This window comes from Pseudomonas sp. AU12215, assembly GCF_001675465.2.
In the GTDB taxonomy this organism is placed as follows: domain Bacteria; phylum Pseudomonadota; class Gammaproteobacteria; order Pseudomonadales; family Pseudomonadaceae; genus Pseudomonas; species Pseudomonas nitroreducens.
In genome coordinates, this window is record NZ_MACM02000183.1 from 55410 (window position 1) to 75895 (window position 20486).

Below are 20486 nucleotides of genomic sequence, written 5' to 3' on the forward strand. Positions count from 1 at the left end.
CCTAGAGTGACCGGGCCATTTTTCGTCAGAGGGATACTCATGAAAAAAGCACTTTGGCTGCTCGCGGCGGCCGTGCCGGTCATCCTCGTCGCCTGCGGCGGCGAAGAGAAGAAAGCACCCCAGGTCGATGCGCTGGTCCTGCCCGGCGACGCCAAGCTGGATTCGCGCAGCGTCTCGTACAAGTGCGAGGACGGCCGCAAGATCAGCGTGCAGTACCTGAACAAGGGCGACAACAGCCTGGCCGTAGTGCCGGTGACGGACGCCTCCAGCCTGGTCTTCGCCAACGTCATCTCCGCCTCCGGTGCGCGCTATGCCGCCGGGCAGTACGTCTGGTGGACCAAGGGCGAAGACGCGACTCTGTACAAGGACTGGAAAGGCGGCGAGCCCGCCGATGGCGTGGCCTGCAAGGAGCGTTGATGCTTCCTGCACTGCGCTGACGAAAAAGCCCGGCATTGGCCGGGCTTTTTCATGGGTAGATCAATCTGCGTCGACAACGGGAGCAGCCGGAGGATGGCGTGGAGCGCAGCGATACCCATCGACTCTTCACGGCATCGCTGATGGGTATCGCAAGCTCCACCCACCCTCCGTCGAGCCAAATGATCAGAAAGTGAACTCCAGGTTCACCGTCGGCGTCGAGGTACGGGTGCCGCGCCCGCCATCCACGCCGAACTTGTTGTGCCAGTACTCGTAGCCCACGCCCAGCCACAGGTTCGGCTGGCGCTTGGTGCCGGGCAGGGTGGCGAACATCAGCGAGGTACGGACCAGCGTTTCCGGCGCGGTGTCGTTGTCGTTGTAGTCCTCGCCCTTCTCCCCGGTGTAGTTCAGGAAGCCCTGGAACTTCGCACCGTGATCACCCAGCTGGAACGGCCTCAGCCAGGTCAGGTTGAGCATGTAGGTGGTGTCGAAGGTGTGGTCCGGGTGTTTCGCGTTGGGGATGCCGGAGTGGTTCTTCTCGCGGTAGTAGAACAGCGAGAGGTCCAGCACGCCGGGGCCGTTGAACTTGATGGTCGGGCCGAACACCAGCGCGCGCTTCTTCGCCGAGCCCAGGTTGTTGTTGCGGCTGGCGTCGAAGCCGAAGGTGAAGGCGTGGTCCTTCACCAGGCCCTTGCCCTGCGGCAGGTCGAACACCCGCGAGGCGAACAGCTGGCTGCGGAATACCCCGTAGACCTCGCTGCTGCCGTGGTCGGTGCCCTTGCGCGGATCATCGCTGTCGGACTGCAGCACATCGAGGTGGAAGAAGTTGCTGCCGTAGCGGTAACCGTCGGCGTGGCTGAAGCTGAAGATGCGCTTGCTGATGTCGTGCGGGTTGTTCGGGTTGGTGAAGCCCTTGCCGTAGCGGAAGCCCAGCGTGTTGCTGGTCCACTCGAAGAAGCGATCGTCTTCGGCCTGCGCCATGCCCAGCGGGGCGAGGACTAGTGCAGTACCGAGGGCGAACCGGCGGCCGTTGCTCAGGCGGCGGCTGGAACGCGGTTGGGGGCGGGCGGCGCCAACGGCCGTCGTCGCGGATGAAACCATGCTGCACCTCTGTCTTTTTCTTGTTTTTGTGGCTGGGGGGCCGGCGTCCCGCAGGAGGAACTGCGGTCGGTGACAGGCTGGGTTCTAATGGTGAATTGATGACATTGCAAGAAAAAACTTGTACACAAATTCGTATACAAAAATTGACGCAGAAGTCAGGAACGGGCGCTTCACGGCGGGCTAGATGGCTTCGGGACACCAGCGGCGCTGCGCGGTATCCTGACGTTCATTTCCACTTTGAATGCTTCCCATGCTGCAGATTTCCAACACCGTGCAGATCCCCGATGCGGAGATCGAGCTGACTGCCATCCGCGCCCAGGGCGCCGGCGGGCAGAACGTCAACAAGGTGTCCAGCGCGGTGCACCTGCGCTTCGATGTGCGCGCCTCGTCCCTGCCGGAGTTCTACAAGGAACGCCTGCTCGCGCTCAGCGACCAGCGCATCACCAGCGACGGCGTGGTGGTAATCAAGGCGCAGCAGTTCCGGACCCAGGAACAGAATCGCGAGGACGCGCTCAACCGCCTGGCGGAGCTGATCCGCAGCGCCACGAAAGTGGAGAAGAAGCGCCGCCCGACCAAGCCGACGCTGGGCTCGAAGACGCGCCGGCTGGAGGGCAAGAGCAAGCGTGGGTCGATCAAGGCGGGGCGGGGGAAGGTGGACTTCTGAAGCGATAACGCGCCCTGCAGGAGCGCACCACACGCGCTCCTGCAGGAAACTCCAGTGGCGACTCAGCGCACCAGCATCCCCGTGAATACATAGGCCTGCGCGAGGGTGATCAGCCCGATGAACGCGGCGAAGATCAGGCTGTGCTTGACCGTGAAGCGGAACAGGTCCGACTCGCGCCCGACCATGCCGGTGGCCGCGCAGGCCACGGCGATGGACTGCGGCGAGATCATCTTGCCGGTCACCCCGCCGGTGGTGTTGGCGGCCACCAGCAGCGTGTCGCTCACGCCGAGTTGGTGCGCGGTGGTCGCCTGCAGCGAGCCGAACAGGGCATTGGATGACGTGTCCGACCCGGTGAGGAATACCCCCAGCCAGCCGAGGAAAGGCGAGAAGAACGGGAAGGCCGCTCCGGTTCCGGCGAGCACCAGCGCCAGGGTGGTGGACATCCCCGAGTAGTTGGTGACGAAGGCGAAGGCCAGCACCATGCCGATGGTCAGTACCGGCCACTTCAACTCCTTCAGTGTCTCGCCGAAGGTCGCTGCGCCGCTCTTCGCGCCAATACGCAGGATGGCCATGGAGACCAGCGCCGCAAGGAAGATCGCCGTGCCGCTGGCCGAGACCAGGTCGAACTTGTAGACCGCCGGCATCGGCGTCGGGTTGGCGACAATCGGCGCGGCCTTCAGTACCAGCTGGTCGAGGTAGGGCACGGCGATCACCGCCACCCAGCTTTCCAGCGCGCCGCCGGGCAGGAACAGCGCCTTGAACGGCTTCATGGTCCAGATGGTCACCAGCACCGTGAGGATCAGGAACGGCGACCAGGCCTTGAAGATCTGCCCGAAGCTGTACTGGGATTCGCGTTGCCTTCCGCCGCCTCCACCACCCAGGCCGCCGAGCGTCGTGGTGCCGTCGGCGTTGAGGCTGGAGAACTCCGTCTCACGCAGGTTCACCGGTTGCCACACGCGCAGGAACAGCGTCAGGCAGACCATGCTCAGCAGTGCGGAGGTGATGTCCGGCAGTTCCGGGCCGATGAAGTTGGAGGTGAGGAACTGGCTGATCGCGAAGGTACCGCCGGCCACCAGCAGCGCCGGCCAGGTTTCGCGCACTCCGCGCCAGCCGTCCATCATCGCCACCAGCCAGAAGGGCACGATCACCGACAGGATCGGCAACTGCCGCCCGGCCATGGCGCCGATCTTGAAGGCATCCACGCCCGACACCTGCCCGGCGACGATGATCGGGATGCCCAGCGCACCGAAGGCCACCGGCGCGGTGTTGGCGATCAGGCACAGCCCTGCCGCATACAGTGGGTTGAAGCCCAGGCCGACCAGCAGCGCCGCGGTGATCGCCACCGGTGCGCCGAAGCCCGCCGCGCCTTCGAGAAACGCGCCGAAGGAGAAGCCGATCAGCACCACCTGCAAACGCTGGTCAGTGGTGATCGCCAACACCGAGCTGCGGATGATCTCGAACTGCCCGCTCTTCACCGTCAGCTTGTAGAGGAACACTGCGGCCACGATGATCCAGGCGATCGGCCAGAGCCCGTAGAAGAAACCGTAGATCGCCGAGGCCAGCGCCTTGTCCACCGGCATATGGTAGACGGTGACGGCGATCAGCAGCGACAGCAGCAGGGTGATCGCCCCCGCGATGTGGCCCTTCAAGCGGAACACCGCCAGGGCGAGGAAGAAGAAGATGATCGGCACGAGGGCCGCCAGTGCCGACAGCCCGAGGCTGCCGAGCGGGGTGTAGAGCTGTTGCCAGGTTTGCATGGGGATTGTCCCTTGTTGTTGTGGATGCACACGGCAAAGCGTCAGCGGTGGATAACTTTTGTCGGTGGTGCGTTGGACGGCGGTCGGCGATGTGCCGGCGCCCATGGAAAAAGCCCCGGCACGCGGCGCGTAGCGGGGCTTCTAAACAACGAGGCGGGCAAGCTTTCGCGGGGGTCGCCGCCGGCCCGCTTGAAGCCGACGGCGACTGCAGCCCGGACGCTGGGCACCTGACGCCAGAGCCGCGTGGACGACTTCACAGCGCCGCCACGCCTGCGCTGGCGACCTGCGCATCTTCCCCGGCTTTCACGCCGGAGACGCCGACCGCGCCGATCACCTGGCCTTCGACGACGACCGGCACGCCGCCTTCGAGCGAAGTGATCAGCGGCGCGCTGACGAAGGCCACGCGGCCGTTGTTGACCATGTCCTCGTAACCCTTGGTTTCACGCCGACCCAGCGCCGCGCTGCGGGCCTTTTCGGTGGCGATATAGGCACTGGCCGGCGCGCAGCCGTCGAGGCGCTCCAGGGCCAGCGGGTGGCCGCCGTCGTCCACTACCACGATGGACACCGCCCAGTGATTGCGCTGCGCCTCATCGCGGGCGGCGGCGAGGATGCGGCCGACCTCCTGCTGGGTCAGAACGGCTTTGTTGAGCATGCTTGCACCTCGCCTTGAGAGTGGGGTTGCGGCGCGTCGGCCAGCGCTTCCTCCACCAGTTCGATCCAGTGCCGAACCGGCGTGCGTCCCGCGCCGCCCAGGTGTGTCTGGCAGCCGATATTGGCGGTGACGATGACCTCGGGGTTGCCGCTTTCCAGTGCCTGCATCCGGTTGTCGCGCAGCCGCCTGGACAGCGCCGGCTGGGTCAGCGAATAGGTGCCGGCGGAGCCGCAGCACAGGTGGCTGTCCGGCACGCCGGTGAGGCTGAAGCCCAGGCGTGTGAGCACGCTTTCCACCGCGCCGCCAAGCTTCAGCGCGTGCTGCAGCGTGCAGGGGCAGTGGAAGGCCAGGCGGCGGTCGCCCTGCAGGTGGAGTTCTTCCAGCGGCTCGTCGCGCAGCACTTCGGAGAGGTCGCGGGACAGCTCGCTGATCCGCTTCGCCTTGGCGGCGTAAGCGGTGTCGCGTTCCAACAGATGGCCGTAGTCGCGGACGAAGGCGCCGCAGCCGCTGGCCGTCTGCACGATGGCCTCGGCGCCGGCTTCGATGGACGGCCACCAGGCGTCGATGTTCCGGCGTGCGCGCTCAAGGCCTTGCGCCTGGGCATTCAGGTGATAGTCCACGGCGCCGCAGCAACCGGCGTCCGCCGCCGGGATCACGCTGATGCCCAGGCGATCCAGCACCCGCGCTGCAGCGGCATTGGTGTTGGGCGACAGCGCCGGTTGCACGCAGCCTTCGAGCATCAGCATGCGCCGGGTGTGGTGTGGTTTCGGGCGTTCCACGGGTGGGTGCGGATGGCGCGGCAGTTTGCTCTGCAGGCTCTCCGGCAGCAGTGGGTAGAAGGTCCGCCCGGCCTTGGCCAGCGCGCCGAACAAAGCGGCATTCGGCACCACGGCGCGCAGGCCGCGACGCATCGCGCGCTCGCCGAAGGTTCGCGGCACCTGCTCCTCGACCACCGCGCGGCCGATGTCCAGCAGGTTGTGGTAGTCCACCCCGGAAGGGCAGGTGCTTTCGCAATTGCGGCAGCTCAGGCAGCGGTCCAGGTGCTCGCGGGTGCTGGCGCTGGGATCAACGCCTTCGAGCACCTGCTTGATCAGGTAGATGCGCCCGCGCGGGCCGTCCAGTTCGTCGCCCAGCAACTGGTAGGTCGGGCAGGTGGCGGTGCAGAAGCCGCAGTGCACGCAGGAGCGCAGGATGCGCTCGGCTTCCTCGGCGCGCGGCAGGTGCCTGGCCTGTTCGCTCAGGTTGGTTTGCATCAGAGCTCCCTGTACATCCGGCCGGGGTTGAAGATGCCTTGCGGGTCCAACTGCTGCTTGAGGCTGCGGTGGTAGCGCAGCAGGGCGGCAGGCAGTGGATGGAACGCATCGTCACCCGGCGCGTAGCGAGTGGCGTGGCCGCCGAACTCGGCGACGCTGTGGCGGATCAGCTCGGCGTCCGCGTCGGACTTCAGCCAGCGCTGCGCGCCGCCCCAGTCGATCAGTTGTTCACCCGGCAGGGCTATCGCCGGGGTCGCGTTGGGCAGTGACAGCCGCCACAGCGTGCCGGGGCCGGTGAAGAAGCCGAGGCGCTGCTCGCGCAAGTCCTGCCAGTAGGTACTGTCGATCTCCTCGCCACCCAGGCGCAGGCGGGCGGAACACACGGAGCCTTCGCCGCCTTCCAGACGCAGATGCAGCGCCGCTCCGTCGTGGCAGGCGGCGGTGATCGGGATCGGTTGCGCACCCCATTCCGCCAGTTCTCCCAGCGCCTGGTGAACGTCCATTTGCAGGCGCAGGCTGGCGCACATCCGGGGTTTGGGCAGCACCTTCATCGACACTTCGGTGATCAGCCCCAGGCAGCCGAAACTGCCGGCGAGCAAGCGGGAGAGGTCATAGCCGGCGACGTTCTTCATCACCTCGCCGCCGAAGCGCAGCAGCTTGCCATGGCCGGTGATCACCCGTGTGCCCAGCACGTAGTCGCGCACCGAGCCCGACCAGGGCCGGCGCGGGCCGGATATCCCGGCCGCGACCATGCCGCCGAAGGTTGCCGTGGAAAAGTCTGGTGGCTCGCAGGGCAGCATCTGCCCGGCGGCCTCCAGCGCCGCTTCGATCTCCGCCAGCGGCGTGCCGGCGCGGGCGGTGAGCACCAGCTCGGTCGGGTCGTAGCTGACGATGCCGCAATGGGCGCGGGTATCCAGGTCCACGCCGTTCACCGGGCGGCCGAGGAAGGCCTTGCTGTCACCGCCGCGAAGGCGCAGCGGCGTTCGAGCGTGGAGCGCTTGGTTCACCTGTTCGAGCAGGTCGGCACTGGCATCGGCCATCAGAAACGCTCCAGGTCGGGGAAGGGCAACTGGCCGTGGTGCACGTGCATGGCGCCGAATTCGGCGCAGCGGTGCAGGGTCGGGATGTTCTTGCCGGGGTTGAGCAGGCGGTCCGGGTCGAAGGCCGCTTTCACCGCATGGAACAGGGTCAGTTCGTCGCTGTTGAACTGCGCACACATCTGGTTGATCTTCTCGCGCCCCACGCCGTGTTCGCCGGTGATGCTGCCGCCCACCGCCACGCAGAGTTCGAGGATCCTGCCGCCGATGGCTTCGGCGCGCTCCAGCTCGCCGGGCAGGTTGGCGTCGAAGAGGATCAGCGGGTGCATGTTGCCGTCGCCGGCATGGAATACGTTGGCCACGCGCAGGCCGAATTCCTTCGACAACTCGGCGATGCCGTGCAGCACGCGCGGCAGTTCGCGGCGCGGGATGGTGCCGTCCATGCAGTAGTAGTCCGGGGAGATGCGCCCCACCGCGGGGAAGGCGTTCTTGCGCCCGGCCCAGAAGCGCACGCGCTCGGCCTCGTCGCAGGCCAGCCGCACATCGGTGGCGCCGGCTGCGCGCAGCACGCCGTCGACGCGCTGGCAGTCGTCCTGTACGTCGGCTTCCACGCCATCCAGTTCGCACAGCAGGATGGCCGCGGCGTCCACCGGGTAGCCGGCGTGGATGAAGTCCTCGGCGGCACGGATCGACAGGTTGTCCATCATCTCCAGCCCGCCGGGGATGATGCCGGCGGCGATGATATCGGCCACCGCGCGGCCGGCCTTTTCCACCGAATCGAAACTGGCCAGCAGCACCCGCGCCACCTGCGGCCGGGGCAGCAGCTTGACGGTGACCTCGGTGACGATGCCAAGCATGCCTTCGGATCCGGTGAACAGCGCCAGCAGGTCGAAGCCGGGGCTGTCGAGGGCGTCGCTGCCCAACGTCAGGTGCTCGCCTTCGACGGTGAGGATGTCCACCTTCAGCAGGTTGTGCACGGTCAGGCCGTACTTGAGGCAATGCACACCGCCGGCGTTCTCGGCGACGTTGCCGCCGATGGAACAGGCGATCTGCGACGACGGATCGGGTGCGTAGTAAAGCCCGTGCGGCGCGGCGGCCTGGGAGATCGCCAGGTTGCGCACGCCGGGTTGCACGCGGGCGAAGCGGCCGGCGGTGTTCACTTCGAGGATACGGTTGAAGCGCGCCATCACCAGCAGGATGCCTTTCTCCAGCGGCAGCGCACCGCCGGACAGGCCCGTACCCGCGCCACGCGCCACCACCGGTACCTGGCGCGCATGGCAGAGCTTGAGCAGCGCCTGCACCTGCTCGATACGCTCGGGCAGCGCCACCAGCATCGGCACGCTGCGGTAGGCGGAGAGGCCGTCGCACTCATAGGGCTTCAAGTCTTCGGCGCGGTGCAGCAGTTCGAGGTCGGGCAGTGTCGCGCGCAGCTCGGCGAGCAGGGCGGACTTGTCGACGGCAGGCAGCGCGCCGTCGACGCGCTCGTCGTAGAGGATATTCATGGGCCACGGTGCTCTGATCTTGTTATTGGACGAGCCCGTCAGGCGGGCTTCATGAGCCACAGCGCCGTGAACATGCGGCCGCCGCTTCGCGGGCGTCCATCGGCTTTCACACTGGTCGGACCAGTTGTTGCGTGCTGCTGCGCTGGAAACGCCCCGTCATGGCGGCTAGGGTTGTTGGGCATGAGGCAGGTGGTTACCTGCTGGTCCTACCAGTTGTGGAGCCATTCGATGACCAGCATCCAGCAGCGCAAGCAGCGCGTCGCCGACCAGGTGGCGGAAAAGATCGAGCGCCTGATCGTCGATGGCGTACTCAAGGTCGGCCAGGCGTTGCCGTCGGAACGGCGCCTGGTGGAGAAGCTCGGCTGCTCGCGCTCGGCGTTGCGTGAAGGGCTGCGCGCGTTGCGCGGACGCGGCATCGTCGATACCGAGCAGGGGCGGGGATCGTTCGTTGCCGACCTGACCGGCGCCGAGGATATCTCGCCGCTGATGCACCTGTTCCGCTCGCAGCCGCGCACGCTCTACGACCTGCTGGAAGTGCGCGCGCTGCTGGAGGGCGAGTCCGCCCGGCTGGCCGCCCTGCGCGCCACCGAGGTCGACCTGTTGCTGATCGGCCGGCGCTTCGAGGAGATGCATGCGGGTTTCGACGAGCCGCAACCGCTGGACCCACGCGAACACGCGCGGCGCGACCACGCCTTCCACCAGGCGGTCAGCGAGGCCTCGCACAACCCGGTGCTGGTGCATACGCTGCAGTCGCTCAACGAACTGATGCTCAGCACTGTGTTCGCCTCGGTGAACAACCTCTACAACCGCCCGCCGCAAAAGCGCCAGATCGATCGCCAGCATGCGCGGCTGTATCGCGCCATCGTCGAGCGCCAGCCGGAACAGGCCCAGCGCGCCGCCCGCGAGCATATCCACGGCGTGCGCGACAATCTGCGGGAGATCGAGCAGGAGGAACAGCGGCTGGTGCGCGCGACCTTGCGACTCGAGGGTTGGAAATAACTGGGGAGCGTGAGACGCAACCGTAGGGCGAATAACGCGCCAGCGTTATCCGCCGTTTCGGGACTGGCGGCGGATAACCTGTTCCAGGTTATGCGCCCTACATACTGGCGCGGAGTCTTTTTGTAGGAGCGAGCTTGCTCGCGAACGGTGTTCCAGGCAGCTCCGGCGCGAAGCGGTTCGCGAGCAAGCTCGCTCCTACAGGTTCTGCGTCAGCGCCGTTCCTTGCGCTCGCGCATCTCCGCCAGCATGCGTTCGGCATTCGCCGCGCAACCCATGCCCTCGGGTTTGTTCTCGATACCCTCGATCACTTCCAGCAGGCGTAAACGGTTCTGCCGCAGTTGCCGCTCCATCGCCTCGATCTCCGCGACCTTGCGGCGCAGGCCGGCGACGAGTTCGCCGTGGCCGTTCTCGATGGGGCTGGAGTGCGGCAGCAGGCTGCGGATTTCCTCCAGGGTGAAACCGGTCTGCTGGGCGCTGCGGATGATTTCCAGCAGGTCGAGGGTTTCTGCCGGGTACTCGCGGTAGCCGTTGGCCAGGCGGCGCGCCGGAGCGATCAGCCCGCTGGCTTCGTAGAAGCGGATGCGCGAGGGGGCGAGGCCGCTGAGCCTGGCCAGTTCACCGATTTTCATGCAGGGCTCCGAAGGGGCTTGACCTTGAAGTGAACTTTAAGCTTAACCTCGCTGCCGTCACAACCCATCAGGACAACCTCGGAGCCTAGCCATGTCGCCCTTCCAGCCCCTGCGCCTGCCCAACGGCGGCGAAGTCCCCAACCGTATTGCCAAGGCCGCCATGGAAGAGAACATGGCCGATGCCGACCAGGCGCCTTCGGCTGCCTTGCTGCGCCTTTACCAGGCCTGGGCGGACGGCGGCGTCGGCCTGATCCTCAGTGGCAACGTGATGATCGACGGCCGCGCCATGACCGGCCCCGGCGGCGTGGTGCTGGAAAATGACCGGCATCTGGAGCGCTTCCGCGAATGGGCGCGCATCGGCCGTTCCCGGGGGGCGCAGTTCTGGTTGCAGTTGAACCATCCTGGCCGCCAGGTGCAGACCAACCTCGGCCAGGGCGCCATCGCGCCGTCGGTGGTGCCGCTGGAGATGGGCAAGTTCTCCAAGCTGTTCGCCGTCGCCCGCGAGATGACCGAGGCCGATATCGCCGAGGTGATCCGGCGCTTCGTCCGCGCCGCGCAGTTGTCCGAACTGGCCGGCTTCACCGGCGTGCAGATCCACGCCGCCCACGGCTACCTGCTCAGCCAGTTCCTTTCGCCGCTGGCGAACAAGCGCCGGGATCGCTGGGGCGGTTCGCTGGAAAACCGTGCGCGGCTGCTGCTCGAGGTCGTGCGTGCGGTGCGTGCCGCAGTGTCGCCGGAATTCTGTGTGGGGGTGAAGATCAATTCCGCGGACTTCCAGCGCGGCGGCTTCGACGCCAGCGACGCGCGCCAGGTGATCGAGTGGCTGAACGACGAGAAGGTCGACCTGGTCGAGCTGTCCGGCGGCAGCTACGAGGCGCCGGCGATGCAGGGCGACGCCCGTGACGGCCGTACCCTGGCGCGGGAGGCCTACTTCCTCGAATTCGCCCGCGAGATGCGCGAAGCGGCGCGCATGCCGCTGATGGTCACTGGCGGCATCCGTCGTCTGCCGGTGGCGGAACAGGTGCTGGACAGCGGGCTGGACATGGTCGGCATCGGCACCGCCCTGGCCCTGGAGCCGCAACTGGTACTGCACTGGCAGCGTGGCAGCCAGACCCAGCCGCAACTTCCGCCGATCCGCTGGCGCTCCAAGCCGCTGGCGGCGCTGGCCTACATGGCGCTGGTCAAGCTGCAGCTGCACCGCATCGGCGCCCACCGTGCGCCCAACCCGCAGGCTTCGCCGTGGCGCACGCTGGTGATGGAGCAGTGGCGCACGCTGCGCCGGGCCAAGCAGTACCGCCGCTGGGCGGCTAGGCAGGCGGGATGATCTTCACCGGCTGACGCCTTCGTAGGATGGCGTGTAGCGAAGCGATACCCCTCGACTCCTGCCGCATTGGCAGCATGGGTATCGCCTAGGCTCCACCCATCCTACGGTGGTGTTCTTCCGGGGAGTTCGCGCATGCGCTCTTGCGAGAACCCTCGGGCCTGGCCGATCAAGCCTGCTGCCGAGTCGCCGCCAGCACGATCTCGCGGATGCACACGCCCTGCGGCTGGTTGTAGGCGTAGCCGATGGCGTTGGCCACGTCCTCGGCACTGAGCACCTTGCCGCCCATCTCGCGTTTCCAGTCCTGGTAGCCGCTCTTGATCGCCTCGTCGGTGGTGTGGCTGAGCAGCTCGGTTTCCACCGCGCCGGGAGCGATGGTCACCACGCGGACGTTATGCGCCGCGACTTCCTCGCGCAGGTTCTCGGAGATCGCGTGCACGGCGAACTTGGTGCCGACATAGGCGACGTGGTTGGGGAAGGTCTTGCGCCCGGCCACCGAGCTGACATTGATCACGCTGCCCTGGTTGCGCTCGACCATGCCCTTGAGCACGGCGTGCACGCCATTGAGCAGGCCCTTCACGTTGACGTCGAGCATGCGCTCCCACTCGGCCGGATCCTGCTCGACCATATTGCCCAGCAGCATCACGCCGGCGTTGTTCACCAGCGCGTCAGCCGGGCCGAAACGCTTCTCGGCCTCCTCGACGGCGGCCAGCAGGGCTTCGCGGTCAGTCACATCGACGGCACGGCACAGCGCGTTTGGCAGCTTGAGTGCTTCCAGGCGCTCGATGCGCCGGGCGAGCAGCAGCAGCGGGTGACCTTGCCGGGAAAAGAGGCGGGCGGTGGCTTCGCCGATGCCGGAACTGGCGCCGGTGACGATGATCAGGGGCTTGCTCATGATGGTTCTCCTGCAATCGAAAATCTGGATGCCTGGACGATGCAGTGAAGTATATTTAGCGCATTGCTGCCTGAAAAATGGCTTATTCCTGTGCCTGGTATCGGGATTTCCTATGGATATTCGACAGCTCGCCGCGTTCGTCGCGGTCTTCGAAGAGCGCAACATCACCGCCGCCGCGCAGCGCCTGTTCGTCAGCCAACCCACGCTGTCCGCCACCGTTCGCCAGTTGGAGGAGAGCCTGGGCACCGAGCTGTTCGTGCGCCAACCGCGCGGTGTGGATGTCAGCGAAGCGGCGCGTACCCTGTACCCGCGAGCCCGTGCCCTGCTGGCCGAGGCGGAGGTTTTGCGCAAGCTGTTCCGCCAGTCGTCGGAGCGGCAGCCGCTGCACCTGGGGGTGGAAGGGGACATCAGCGCCGAGCAGATCGAGCGCTTCGTCGGCCTGGCCCGGCAAGCGATCCCCAACCTGCAACTGCACCTGGAGGAAGGCTGTGTGGGGGAGGCGCGGCTGGCGGCGGAGGAGTTCTGTTGCGAAGACGAACTGTTCGTTCCGGTGTGGGACGATCCGTACGTATTGGCGCTGCCGCCCGGCGCCGAGAGTGTGCCAGTCGACGCGTGGATCACCTGTCCGTCGCACCCGTCGCACCAGCGTTTGATGACTGCCTACGGCAGCGCACCGGTGGTCGCGCAGGCCAGCACCCTGAATCTTGCCCTGCGGCTGGTCAGTGCCGGCCTGGGCGCGGCGATCCTTCCGGCCTCGTTGCTCGGCGGCGCCCCGGCCGTGCGCAGCGGAACCTTGAACCTGCCGCTACCCGTGCGCCGCATCGGCCTTTGCCACGCCGCCCAGGCGCTGGAGCAGCCGGCCGTGCGCGCGCTCTACGACTTCCTGCGCGCCCGCGAGGCGGCCTGATTCAGGCCGGCGCCTTCTGCGCGGCGGGTGCGCGCAGGGACAGCAGCAGGACCAGCGACGCCGCGAGAATCTGCAGGCCGGCATAGCCGTTGGTGGTGGCGACCAGGCCATAACGCTGGATCGCCAGCCCGGCGAGGATCGCCGGCACGCTGAACGCCAGGTAGCTGAGCACATAAAAGCTCGCCATCAGCGCACCGCGCTCGTGGGCGTGGGCCAGCGGCACCACCGAGCGCAATGCGCCGAGGAAGGCGCCGCCAAAGCCAAGGCCCGCCACCGCGGTGCCGAGGAAGAACAGCCAGAGGTTGGAGGAATCCACGCCGAGCAGGGTAATCAGCAGGCCGATGATCAGGGCCAGCCCGCCGCGGCGCAGGATGACCGCTGCCGGCCGGTTGCGCAGCGCGAAGATCGCCACGGCGCCGCAGAAGCACAGCAGCGAGACCAGCCCACCGCCGATCATCGGAACCGGCAGACTGGTCACCTGGCGCGCCAGGGTCGGGCCCAGCGACAGGTAGAAACCGCCCAGCGCCCAGAGGCTGGCGTTCAGCGGCGCCACGCTCCAGAACGCCCGGCGCGCCTGCGGGGGAATGCGGATGCGCGGCTTCAGCGAGGCCAGCGCGCCGGGCTGCCTGCTGACGCTTTCCGGCAGCCAGCGCAACAGCACCAGGGCCAGCGCGAATACCGCCAGCAACCAGACATAGACGCGGTGCAGCGGGTCGCCGCCGAACTGCACCAGTGCGCTGCTGCCCAGTGCGCCCAGCGCCATGCCGAGCATGGGCGCGACGCTGTTGATCAACGGGCCGCGCTCGCGGTCGATGTCGAGCATGGCGGCACCCAGTACAGCGGTCGCGACGCCGGTGGCGAAGCCTTGCAGCAGGCGCGCGGCGATCAGCAGTTCCACCGAGTTGGCGTAGAGGAACACGCTCATCGCCAGCAACTCGATGATCAGTGCCGCACGAATCAGCGGGCGACGGCCGAGGTGGTCCGACAGCGAACCGAACACCAGTAGCGCCAGCATCAGCCCGCCGGCGTAGATGCTGAAGGCCAGCGTCAGCAGGGCGGGGGAGAATTGCCAGGACTCGCGGTACAGCGCATAGAGCGGCGTGGGCGCGGCAGCGGCGGCGAGGAAGGCCATGAGGATCGCGGTCAGCAGCAGGGCCGGGAAAAAGCCGGGCGCGCTTTTGGGTAAGGTCTGTGCCATGATTCAGCTCGCAAAGGCTAAGATTTTGCTTTTGCGAGATGCTGGACCCGATTTCGGATAAAAGCAAATTCTTTGCGTTAAGGTGCTCATGGCAATTAATCAGGGTGTTCGTCCAGGCGGCCGCAGCGCGCGGGTGCAGGCATCGGTGCACAAGGCTGTCCAGGAGTTGCTGGAAGAGCGCGACCGCGCGGAACTGACCGTGCCGCTGATCGCGGCGCGCGCTGGTGTCACGCCCTCGACCATCTACCGGCGCTGGGGCGACCTCAGCGAGTTGCTCGGCGATGTCGCGCTGGAGCGCATCCGCCCGGATGCCGAGCCGGCCGATACCGGCAGCCTGCGTGGCGACCTGCTGGCCTGGGGCGAGCAGTACATGGAGGAGACCGCCTCGGTGCCCGGCCGCGCGGTGGTGCTCGATCTGCTCGCGGCCGGCGGTGGCTGCTCAGGGCGCTGCATGGCCATCGCCTGTGGCCAGTTCGACATCATCCTGCTGCGCGCCAGGGAGCGCGGCGAGAAGCTGCCGGACGTCGACCGCATCGTCGACCGGCTGATGGCGCCGCTGGTGTACCGCATCCTGTTTTCCGCCGAGGAGCTGGATACGGGCTATGTCGAGCGGTTGGTCGATCTGACGCTGGACGGGGTGTAGCGGATTCGTGGACAGGCTTCCTGCCTGCCATTGGCGCATTCGTAGGATGGCGCGGAGCGCAGCGATACCTATCGACCCTGGCACCGGCAGCATGGGTATCGCCTAGGCTCCACCCCATCCTACGTTTCAACTCGGAGCGCCGGCGTTTCGAATGGCATTCGCCCACGCCTGCAGAGCTTCAGAGGCCGCGCGCGCAATCTCCTCATCGCTGCGGCCCGCAAACACCCGCTCCAGCGCATCCGCCGCGATCAACCCGGCAATGGTCGGCGTACCCACCGCGTCGGTGAGATCCAACCACTCGCCGAAGCTGGCCGGCTCGTCGTACCAGCGCAGGTAACCCGACGGTGACACCGGCCACCAGCGCTCGTCGAACTGCAGTACGACCTTCTCCAGTCGGCCCATGCCCAGGTGCTCCAGCGCGTCCTGCTGCGCCGCCGGCAGGGGCGGGGTGAAGCGGATATCACGCAACACGCCGATGGGCACGGTGCAGATACAGAAATCGGCGCTTTCACCGCCTGCCCGCACCGAGGCTTCGGACCAGTCGATGGCGGTCACCGGCTGGTTCAGGCGGATATCCAGCCCTTCGGCCAGATGCTCGACCAGTTGTGAGTACCCCTGCGGCAGGAAACGGTCGCCGGCACCGACGCCTTCTTCGTCCAGTGCATCGACCGACAGCGATTCCAGCGGCAGGCAGGCTTCCAGGATCAGGTTGGCATCCAGGGCGAAGCGGGTGGCGCGGCGGGTTGGCTCATCGCGCTCTTCGAGATAGCGCGCGACACCTTCCGCCAGCGGCAGGCTGCGGTCGATTCCGGCGCGCAGGGCTTCCCAGGCCGCGTCGATATCGGGCACCGGGCCATCCACCGCAGCGGCCAGAGGCTGGCCGAAATCGGTTTCCCGCAGCGGCAGGCCGAGCTGCCGGGCGTGAGCGGCCAGCGGGTTATCGTCGAAGTGCTGCAGCCAGGCGGCGCCTTCGTCCACTCGCACCGGACCGAGGGAAATGCTGTGGACGCGGCCACCGATGCGGCCACGGGCCTCCATAACGACGCACTCGATTCCCGCCTCCCTGAGACGGCGCGCGGCGGCGAGCCCGGCGAACCCTGCGCCGATCACCAGCACCCGGCGGGCGGCGCTTTCGATGGCGGCTTCGGCGGCGCGCAGGCCATCGTTCCAGGCGCCATGGGTCATGGCCGGGGCGACGGGATTGCAGGCCTCGCCGGCCAGCACCAGCTTGCCGCCCAGCACTTCGCCGAGCCGACGCCGATGCTCAGGCGTGCCGCCGGGCAGCAGGGTGCTGTAGGCGCCGCGGCTGAACGGGTCAGTGCTCCAGTGGGTGACGTGGAAGGCAGTGGGGCGGTAGCGAAGGCTATCCATGGCGGGCTCGCTCGGTGAAGGAGCGACGACCTTAGCGGGGGTGGGTTCGCCGGCACAAGGGCACGGGTGGGCGCATTGTGTAGGAGCGAGCTGGCTCGCGAACGGAGTCAGCCGGCGTCTCCAGGGTTGGGCGGTTCGCGAGCAAGCTCGCTCCTGCAAAATCAAGAGCCCCCTCACCCCAGCTCTCTCCCGGTGGGAGAGGGCTGGGGTGAGGGGAATTCAGTGGCACAAATTGACCGAAGAAGACTGTCGCTCCTACAGGCCCGGCGCCAGCCTCAGGCGCGGCTCAGGCGAATCACCGTCCGCGCCACGGAAACCCCGGTGAACAGCACCACGAACAGCCGCAGTGTCTGCATCGCCAGCACCAGGCCGACGTCGGAATGGGTGTCCACCGCGATGATCGCCATGGCATCCAGGCCGCCGGGGCTGGTGGCGAGGTAGAGGGAGAGGAAGTCCATGCCGGTGATGGTCGCCAGCACCCAGGCGAATGCGGCGCAGCTGGCGATCAGCGCCAGTGCGCTGACCAGCATGGCCGGCAGGTGGCGGCCGACGTAGGCGAGGCTTTCGCGGTCGAAGCGCAGGCCGATGTAGCAGCCGATCACGCCGTAGGCGCTGGCCAGCAACCAGTGCGGCAGGGTGATGTGCAACACGCCGGTGAGCTGAAGAACCGCTCCGGCCACCAGCGGTACCAGCAGCGGACCGGCCGGCAGCTTCGCGCCGGCAGTGGTGCAGACGAAGATCAGCAACAGGCAATTGATCAGGTCGGGCAGGGTGGCGGTGTCGATGATCGGCGTGCTGTGCGCCACTGAACCGCCGCCCTCGATGCCGAGGAAGCGCCCCACCAGCGCACCGGCCATGACCACGCAGACCACCCGCACGTACTGCATGGTGGCGACCACGCGCGGGTCGGCGCCGTTGGCTTCGGCCATCGACACCATGGCCGCCGCGCCGCCCGGCGCGGTGCCCCAGGCGGCGGTGCTGCCGGGGATGCCGCCGAAGCGCACCATGGCATAGCTGACGGCAGCGGACAGCAGCACGGTGAGCACCGTGGCGCTGAGCATCAGCGGCCAGGAGGCGACCATCGCCTGCAGTACCGACCAACTCATGGCGTGGGCGACCAGCAGGCCGATGCAGCCCTGGCTGAGGCGGAAGGCGCTGCGCGGCAGGCGGATTTCCGCGCCGCTGACGCCGAAGGCGATGGCCACCAGCATGGGCCCGAGGAACAGCGCGGCGGGAATGCCGAGCCAGGTGAGCAGTTGCCCGGCGCCTGCGGCCCCGAGCGCCAGGGTCAACCATTGCAGGCTGACGGGGATACGGGCGACGAAGAGGGCGGGGCGACTGGACACGGACGGCTCCGGACGGGGAAGACGGAAGAATTATCGGTAGCCGGATCGATCAAGTCTATTTTCTAATAGTCATGAATCCATTCCTGAAATTTATCGGTTGGCCGCCATGGACCTGCGTGATCTCGCCTACTTCGAAACCATCGCCGAGCTCGGCCACCTGGGGCGCGCCGCCGAGCGGCTGGGGCGCAGCCAGCCGGCGCTGACCAAGAGCATCCAGCGCCTGGAGGAGTCCCTTGGCGCGCGCCTGTTCCAGCGTGACGGCCGACGGATTCGCCTGACACCGGCCGGTGAACTGATGCTCCAGCGGGCCCGGCAATTGCGTCAGGACATCGAGGAAACCCGCCGCGAGGTGCGCGACTTCGCCAGTGGTGTCGTAGGTAACATCCGCCTGGGTTGCGCGGCGACCATGGCCGAGTACCTGCTGCCGCGCCTCACCGAGGACCTGCTGGCCCGTGCGCCGGAGGTCACCATGAGCCTGGTGCTGGGCCAGGACGACGTGCTGCGCGAAGCGTTGCGCAGCGGGCGACTGGACATGGCGATCTGCTCGCGGATCGTCGACGACCCGCAACTGAGCAGCGAACCGCTGCTGCAGGACCAGGTAGTGGTGGTCGCCAGCCACGACCATCCGATCTTCGACGCACCCGTAGCCATGGCCGACCTGTGCCGCTATCGCTGGGTACTGCCGGCTACCGGGGTGTCGTCGCGACGCTGGATGGACGCCACCTTCCAGGCCTACCAACTGCCACTGCCGCAGGTGCAGATCGAGACCAACGCGATTCCCATGCTGCCCAACCTGATCGCCCGCACCCGCCTGCTCAGTTTCATCGCCCGCGAGGCGCTGGCGGGCGGGCACGGGATGGATCAGTTGCGCGAGGTGCAGTTGGCCGAGACCACGCTGACGCGGACCATCGGGCTGACGGTGCGGGAGGGAGCCTACCTGTCGCCCGCCGCACAGTTGCTGCGGGGGATGCTGCGCGAGCATGCAGGGCGGTTTGGGGCGGGGTTGTAGGAGACCACGCGCGCGAATCTCGAGCGGGCCGTCCAGTCACTCACCGCTCGAAGCTGCAGCCGACGTGTCCCACACCCCCCATTTCCAGCTCGAACGCATCCCCCGGCGCAACCGGCGACATCGGCGCCAGAGCCCCGCATAGCAAGACGTCGCCGGCCTTCAACGGTGCGTCCAGTCGTGCCATGCGCCGCGCCAGCCAGAGGCCGATGTCAAGCATCGCCCCGAAGGTCGTCCGGGTCGGCGGGAAGGCCGGCGCGCCATTGCGCAGCAGTTGCACTGCCAGCGCGGCGTCGTCCGGTCTTTCCAGCGCCACCGGCTGGTCGCCGGTCAGGTAGAGGCCCGCGCAGAGGTTGTCGGCCACCGAGTCGAGCAGGCCGATCTGCCAGTTGGCCACGGCGGTGTCGTTGATCTCGATGGCCGGGACCGCACCTTCGATGCAGGCGCGAAAAGTGGCCAGATTGAGCTCTCCCGTCGGCAGGTCGCGGCCGATGAGCAGGGCGAGTTCTGCCTCGATTCGCGGTTGCAGCAGGCGTTTGCGGGCGATAAGCGCGCCGGATCGACAGCGCAGGCTGGCGAGCAAGCGGCCGTGAACCGGTTCGTCGACCTTGAGCGCCGCCTGCATTGCCGGCGAGATCAGCCCGGCCTTGGCGCCCGCCAGGCGCTCGCCGCCGGCCATCGCGAGGTCGATGCCCAGCGCCTGCACGCGATAGGCGTCGTCCAGCCCGGTGAGGCCAAAGTGTGCCGCTGGCGCGGCGATGGGCGTTCGGCTGGCCCGCGCCTCGGCCAGGGCGTGGGCGGCGGCGTGGAACTTGTCCGTGTTCATCGTGGGGCTCCTCAGCGGCTCGGTACTTCGCCCACCACAGTGGTGCGGTACATCTCCCGGCGCATGCCGTGGTAGTCCGACACCGGGTAGTGCCAGGTGCTGCGGTTGTCCCAGATCGCCAGGGTGCCGGCAGTCCAGCGCATGCGGCAGGTGAAGGCCGGCTGGGTGGCGATGCCGAACAGGTAGTCCAGCAGCGGTTGCGACTCGGCCGGGCGCATGCCCTTGATGCCGCTGGTGTAGGCCGGGTTGATGTAGAGGACTTTCTTGCCGGTTTCCGGGTGCCGGGTCACCAGAGGGTGGGAGCGCACTTCGCCATCGTGGCTGCCGTAGCGCACCGCCATGTTCTCCATCAGGTCGTTGTGCTTGGCCTCGGCGCCGTAGGCGCGTTCGGGGCTGTGGATGGCGTCGAGGGTTTCCAGTTGCGCGCGCAGCTTCGGCGACAGCCATTCGTAGGCCAGCGCCAGGTTGGCGTAGAGGGTGTCGCCGCCGAACGGCGGGATGTCATGGCCGTAGAGCAGGGTGAAGGCCGGCGGGCGTTCCTGGAACGACCAGTCGCTGTGCCAGGCGCCGCCGAACACCACCGGGGTCTTCTCGTTGGCTTCCTTCACCACCCGCACCACATGCGGGTGATCTTCCATGCCGACCACATAGGGTTCGCGGCCGAATTCGCCGAAGCGCAGGGTCACGGCTTCGAGGTTTTCCACGCTCAGGTTCTGCCCGCGGATGAACAGCACCTTGTGCGCCAGCAGTGCCTGGCGCAGCTCGGCGAAGCCGTCGTCGCCCAGGGTGGTCAGGTCCAGGTCGCTGACGTCCGCACCGATGGCGCCGGTGGCCGGGACGATGCGGAAGTGCTTGTACTCGGCGGCGCGGTTCTGGCTGGGCAACGCGTAGAAGAACTCGAACATGGGGAAGCCTCTTGTGAGTGTTATTGGCACCTCAAGCATGGTCAGCGCCGTCACTTTCTT

20 protein-coding genes are annotated in these 20486 nt (G+C 67.3%); 7 read left to right on the top strand and 13 right to left on the bottom strand.

The window, feature by feature from the left end:
• Positions 1-39: 39 nt before the first annotated feature.
• On the top strand, positions 40-417 hold the full coding sequence (locus tag A9513_RS31620; RefSeq protein WP_024764361.1) for an MliC family protein: 378 nt from the start codon (positions 40-42) through the stop codon (positions 415-417).
• Positions 418-600: 183 nt separating this feature from the next.
• Here the strand turns inward: A9513_RS31620 and A9513_RS31625 are convergent, their stop codons facing one another.
• Positions 601-1395 (bottom strand): nucleoside-binding protein, encoded by a 795-nt coding sequence (locus A9513_RS31625; RefSeq protein WP_226046570.1) that lies wholly within the window; start codon positions 1393-1395, stop codon positions 601-603.
• Positions 1396-1765: 370 nt separating this feature from the next.
• Here A9513_RS31625 and arfB point away from each other — a divergent pair, with 370 nt between their 5' ends.
• Positions 1766-2179: an alternative ribosome rescue aminoacyl-tRNA hydrolase ArfB gene (arfB, locus tag A9513_RS31630; protein ID WP_024764359.1), complete on the top strand. Its 414-nt coding sequence runs from the start codon at positions 1766-1768 to the stop codon at positions 2177-2179.
• Between the two features lie 62 nt (positions 2180-2241).
• Here arfB and A9513_RS31635 read toward each other — a convergent pair whose 3' ends face one another.
• The 5 genes from A9513_RS31635 to glcD all read right to left on the bottom strand — a co-directional run bounded on the left by A9513_RS31635 (position 2242) and on the right by glcD (position 8380).
• Entirely contained in the window at positions 2242-3936 is a 1695-nt protein-coding gene (locus A9513_RS31635) for a lactate permease LctP family transporter (protein WP_065086450.1), read from the bottom strand.
• Between the two features lie 253 nt (positions 3937-4189).
• Complete coding sequence (locus tag A9513_RS31640; protein WP_024764357.1) at positions 4190-4588, bottom strand: heme-binding protein; 399 nt, start codon at positions 4586-4588, stop codon at positions 4190-4192.
• On the bottom strand, positions 4567-5841 hold the full coding sequence (gene glcF / locus A9513_RS31645) for a glycolate oxidase subunit GlcF (RefSeq protein ID WP_037016817.1): 1275 nt from the start codon (positions 5839-5841) through the stop codon (positions 4567-4569). The genes A9513_RS31640 and glcF overlap by 22 nt, the downstream gene beginning before the upstream one ends.
• Positions 5841-6881 carry a glycolate oxidase subunit GlcE gene (gene glcE / locus A9513_RS31650; protein WP_065086451.1) on the bottom strand — a complete coding sequence of 347 codons (1041 nt, stop codon included), beginning with the start codon at positions 6879-6881 and terminating at the stop codon, positions 5841-5843. The genes glcF and glcE overlap by 1 nt, the downstream gene beginning before the upstream one ends.
• Complete coding sequence (gene glcD, locus A9513_RS31655) at positions 6881-8380, bottom strand: glycolate oxidase subunit GlcD (protein WP_024764354.1); 1500 nt, start codon at positions 8378-8380, stop codon at positions 6881-6883. The genes glcE and glcD overlap by 1 nt, the downstream gene beginning before the upstream one ends.
• A gap of 228 nt (positions 8381-8608) precedes the next feature.
• Between glcD and glcC the strand changes: the two genes are divergently transcribed.
• The gene (gene glcC, locus A9513_RS31660) at positions 8609-9379 is read left to right on the top strand and encodes a transcriptional regulator GlcC (RefSeq protein WP_065086452.1); all 771 of its coding nucleotides are present in this window, start codon (positions 8609-8611) and stop codon (positions 9377-9379) included.
• A gap of 209 nt (positions 9380-9588) precedes the next feature.
• Here the strand turns inward: glcC and A9513_RS31665 are convergent, their stop codons facing one another.
• The gene (locus A9513_RS31665; RefSeq protein WP_065086453.1) at positions 9589-10008 is read right to left on the bottom strand and encodes a MerR family transcriptional regulator; all 420 of its coding nucleotides are present in this window, start codon (positions 10006-10008) and stop codon (positions 9589-9591) included.
• Between the two features lie 91 nt (positions 10009-10099).
• On the opposite strand from A9513_RS31665, the gene A9513_RS31670 reads away from it, so the two are divergent.
• On the top strand, positions 10100-11332 hold the full coding sequence (locus A9513_RS31670; RefSeq protein ID WP_037016832.1) for an NADH:flavin oxidoreductase/NADH oxidase family protein: 1233 nt from the start codon (positions 10100-10102) through the stop codon (positions 11330-11332).
• 166 nt (positions 11333-11498) lie between these two features.
• Here the strand turns inward: A9513_RS31670 and A9513_RS31675 are convergent, their stop codons facing one another.
• Entirely contained in the window at positions 11499-12224 is a 726-nt protein-coding gene (locus tag A9513_RS31675) for an SDR family oxidoreductase (protein WP_037012993.1), read from the bottom strand.
• 112 nt (positions 12225-12336) lie between these two features.
• Between A9513_RS31675 and A9513_RS31680 the strand changes: the two genes are divergently transcribed.
• Positions 12337-13131: a LysR family transcriptional regulator gene (locus A9513_RS31680; RefSeq protein WP_037012994.1), complete on the top strand. Its 795-nt coding sequence runs from the start codon at positions 12337-12339 to the stop codon at positions 13129-13131.
• Position 13132: 1 nt separating this feature from the next.
• Here the strand turns inward: A9513_RS31680 and A9513_RS31685 are convergent, their stop codons facing one another.
• Positions 13133-14329 (bottom strand): MFS transporter, encoded by a 1197-nt coding sequence (locus A9513_RS31685; RefSeq protein WP_065086454.1) that lies wholly within the window; start codon positions 14327-14329, stop codon positions 13133-13135.
• An 88-nt stretch (positions 14330-14417) separates the two neighbouring features.
• On the opposite strand from A9513_RS31685, the gene A9513_RS31690 reads away from it, so the two are divergent.
• A complete protein-coding gene (locus tag A9513_RS31690; RefSeq protein WP_065086455.1) occupies positions 14418-14972 on the top strand; it encodes a TetR/AcrR family transcriptional regulator in 555 nt (184 codons plus the stop codon).
• A 126-nt stretch (positions 14973-15098) separates the two neighbouring features.
• Here the strand turns inward: A9513_RS31690 and A9513_RS31695 are convergent, their stop codons facing one another.
• Together A9513_RS31695 and A9513_RS31700 are read right to left on the bottom strand one after the other, a co-directional pair.
• Positions 15099-16343 carry an NAD(P)/FAD-dependent oxidoreductase gene (locus A9513_RS31695; RefSeq protein WP_065086456.1) on the bottom strand — a complete coding sequence of 415 codons (1245 nt, stop codon included), beginning with the start codon at positions 16341-16343 and terminating at the stop codon, positions 15099-15101.
• A gap of 275 nt (positions 16344-16618) precedes the next feature.
• On the bottom strand, positions 16619-17689 hold the full coding sequence (locus tag A9513_RS31700) for an AbrB family transcriptional regulator (RefSeq protein WP_065086457.1): 1071 nt from the start codon (positions 17687-17689) through the stop codon (positions 16619-16621).
• A 106-nt stretch (positions 17690-17795) separates the two neighbouring features.
• On the opposite strand from A9513_RS31700, the gene A9513_RS31705 reads away from it, so the two are divergent.
• Positions 17796-18698 (top strand): LysR family transcriptional regulator, encoded by a 903-nt coding sequence (locus tag A9513_RS31705; protein WP_037012587.1) that lies wholly within the window; start codon positions 17796-17798, stop codon positions 18696-18698.
• 40 nt (positions 18699-18738) lie between these two features.
• On the opposite strand, the gene A9513_RS31710 is transcribed toward A9513_RS31705, so the two are convergent.
• Both A9513_RS31710 and A9513_RS31715 read right to left on the bottom strand, forming a co-directional pair.
• Positions 18739-19521, bottom strand: a complete 783-nt coding sequence (locus tag A9513_RS31710; protein WP_065086458.1) for a 2-keto-4-pentenoate hydratase — start codon at positions 19519-19521, stop codon at positions 18739-18741.
• An 11-nt stretch (positions 19522-19532) separates the two neighbouring features.
• Positions 19533-20426: a TauD/TfdA family dioxygenase gene (locus A9513_RS31715; protein WP_065086459.1), complete on the bottom strand. Its 894-nt coding sequence runs from the start codon at positions 20424-20426 to the stop codon at positions 19533-19535.
• Positions 20427-20486: the final 60 nt, after the last annotated feature.

Excerpts from the sequence above, each read along its gene's own strand:
- A9513_RS31690 (WP_065086455.1), top strand. The coding sequence starts at position 14,418 with ATGGCAATTAATCAGGGTGTTCGTCCAGGCGGCCGCAGCGCGCGGGTG.
- A9513_RS31710 (WP_065086458.1), bottom strand. The coding sequence starts at position 19,521 with ATGAACACGGACAAGTTCCACGCCGCCGCCCACGCCCTGGCCGAGGCG.
- A9513_RS31625 (WP_226046570.1), bottom strand. The coding sequence starts at position 1,395 with ATGGCGCAGGCCGAAGACGATCGCTTCTTCGAGTGGACCAGCAACACG.
- A9513_RS31695 (WP_065086456.1), bottom strand. The coding sequence starts at position 16,343 with ATGGATAGCCTTCGCTACCGCCCCACTGCCTTCCACGTCACCCACTGG.
- A9513_RS31685 (WP_065086454.1), bottom strand. The coding sequence starts at position 14,329 with ATGGCACAGACCTTACCCAAAAGCGCGCCCGGCTTTTTCCCGGCCCTG.
- glcE (WP_065086451.1), bottom strand. The coding sequence starts at position 6,881 with ATGGCCGATGCCAGTGCCGACCTGCTCGAACAGGTGAACCAAGCGCTC.
- glcF (WP_037016817.1), bottom strand. The coding sequence starts at position 5,841 with ATGCAAACCAACCTGAGCGAACAGGCCAGGCACCTGCCGCGCGCCGAG.
- A9513_RS31635 (WP_065086450.1), bottom strand. The coding sequence starts at position 3,936 with ATGCAAACCTGGCAACAGCTCTACACCCCGCTCGGCAGCCTCGGGCTG.
- glcC (WP_065086452.1), top strand. The coding sequence starts at position 8,609 with ATGACCAGCATCCAGCAGCGCAAGCAGCGCGTCGCCGACCAGGTGGCG.
- A9513_RS31675 (WP_037012993.1), bottom strand. The coding sequence starts at position 12,224 with ATGAGCAAGCCCCTGATCATCGTCACCGGCGCCAGTTCCGGCATCGGC.
- A9513_RS31680 (WP_037012994.1), top strand. The coding sequence starts at position 12,337 with ATGGATATTCGACAGCTCGCCGCGTTCGTCGCGGTCTTCGAAGAGCGC.
- arfB (WP_024764359.1), top strand. The coding sequence starts at position 1,766 with ATGCTGCAGATTTCCAACACCGTGCAGATCCCCGATGCGGAGATCGAG.
- A9513_RS31665 (WP_065086453.1), bottom strand. The coding sequence starts at position 10,008 with ATGAAAATCGGTGAACTGGCCAGGCTCAGCGGCCTCGCCCCCTCGCGC.
- A9513_RS31640 (WP_024764357.1), bottom strand. The coding sequence starts at position 4,588 with ATGCTCAACAAAGCCGTTCTGACCCAGCAGGAGGTCGGCCGCATCCTC.
- A9513_RS31670 (WP_037016832.1), top strand. The coding sequence starts at position 10,100 with ATGTCGCCCTTCCAGCCCCTGCGCCTGCCCAACGGCGGCGAAGTCCCC.
- A9513_RS31705 (WP_037012587.1), top strand. The coding sequence starts at position 17,796 with ATGGACCTGCGTGATCTCGCCTACTTCGAAACCATCGCCGAGCTCGGC.
- glcD (WP_024764354.1), bottom strand. The coding sequence starts at position 8,380 with ATGAATATCCTCTACGACGAGCGCGTCGACGGCGCGCTGCCTGCCGTC.
- A9513_RS31620 (WP_024764361.1), top strand. The coding sequence starts at position 40 with ATGAAAAAAGCACTTTGGCTGCTCGCGGCGGCCGTGCCGGTCATCCTC.
- A9513_RS31715 (WP_065086459.1), bottom strand. The coding sequence starts at position 20,426 with ATGTTCGAGTTCTTCTACGCGTTGCCCAGCCAGAACCGCGCCGCCGAG.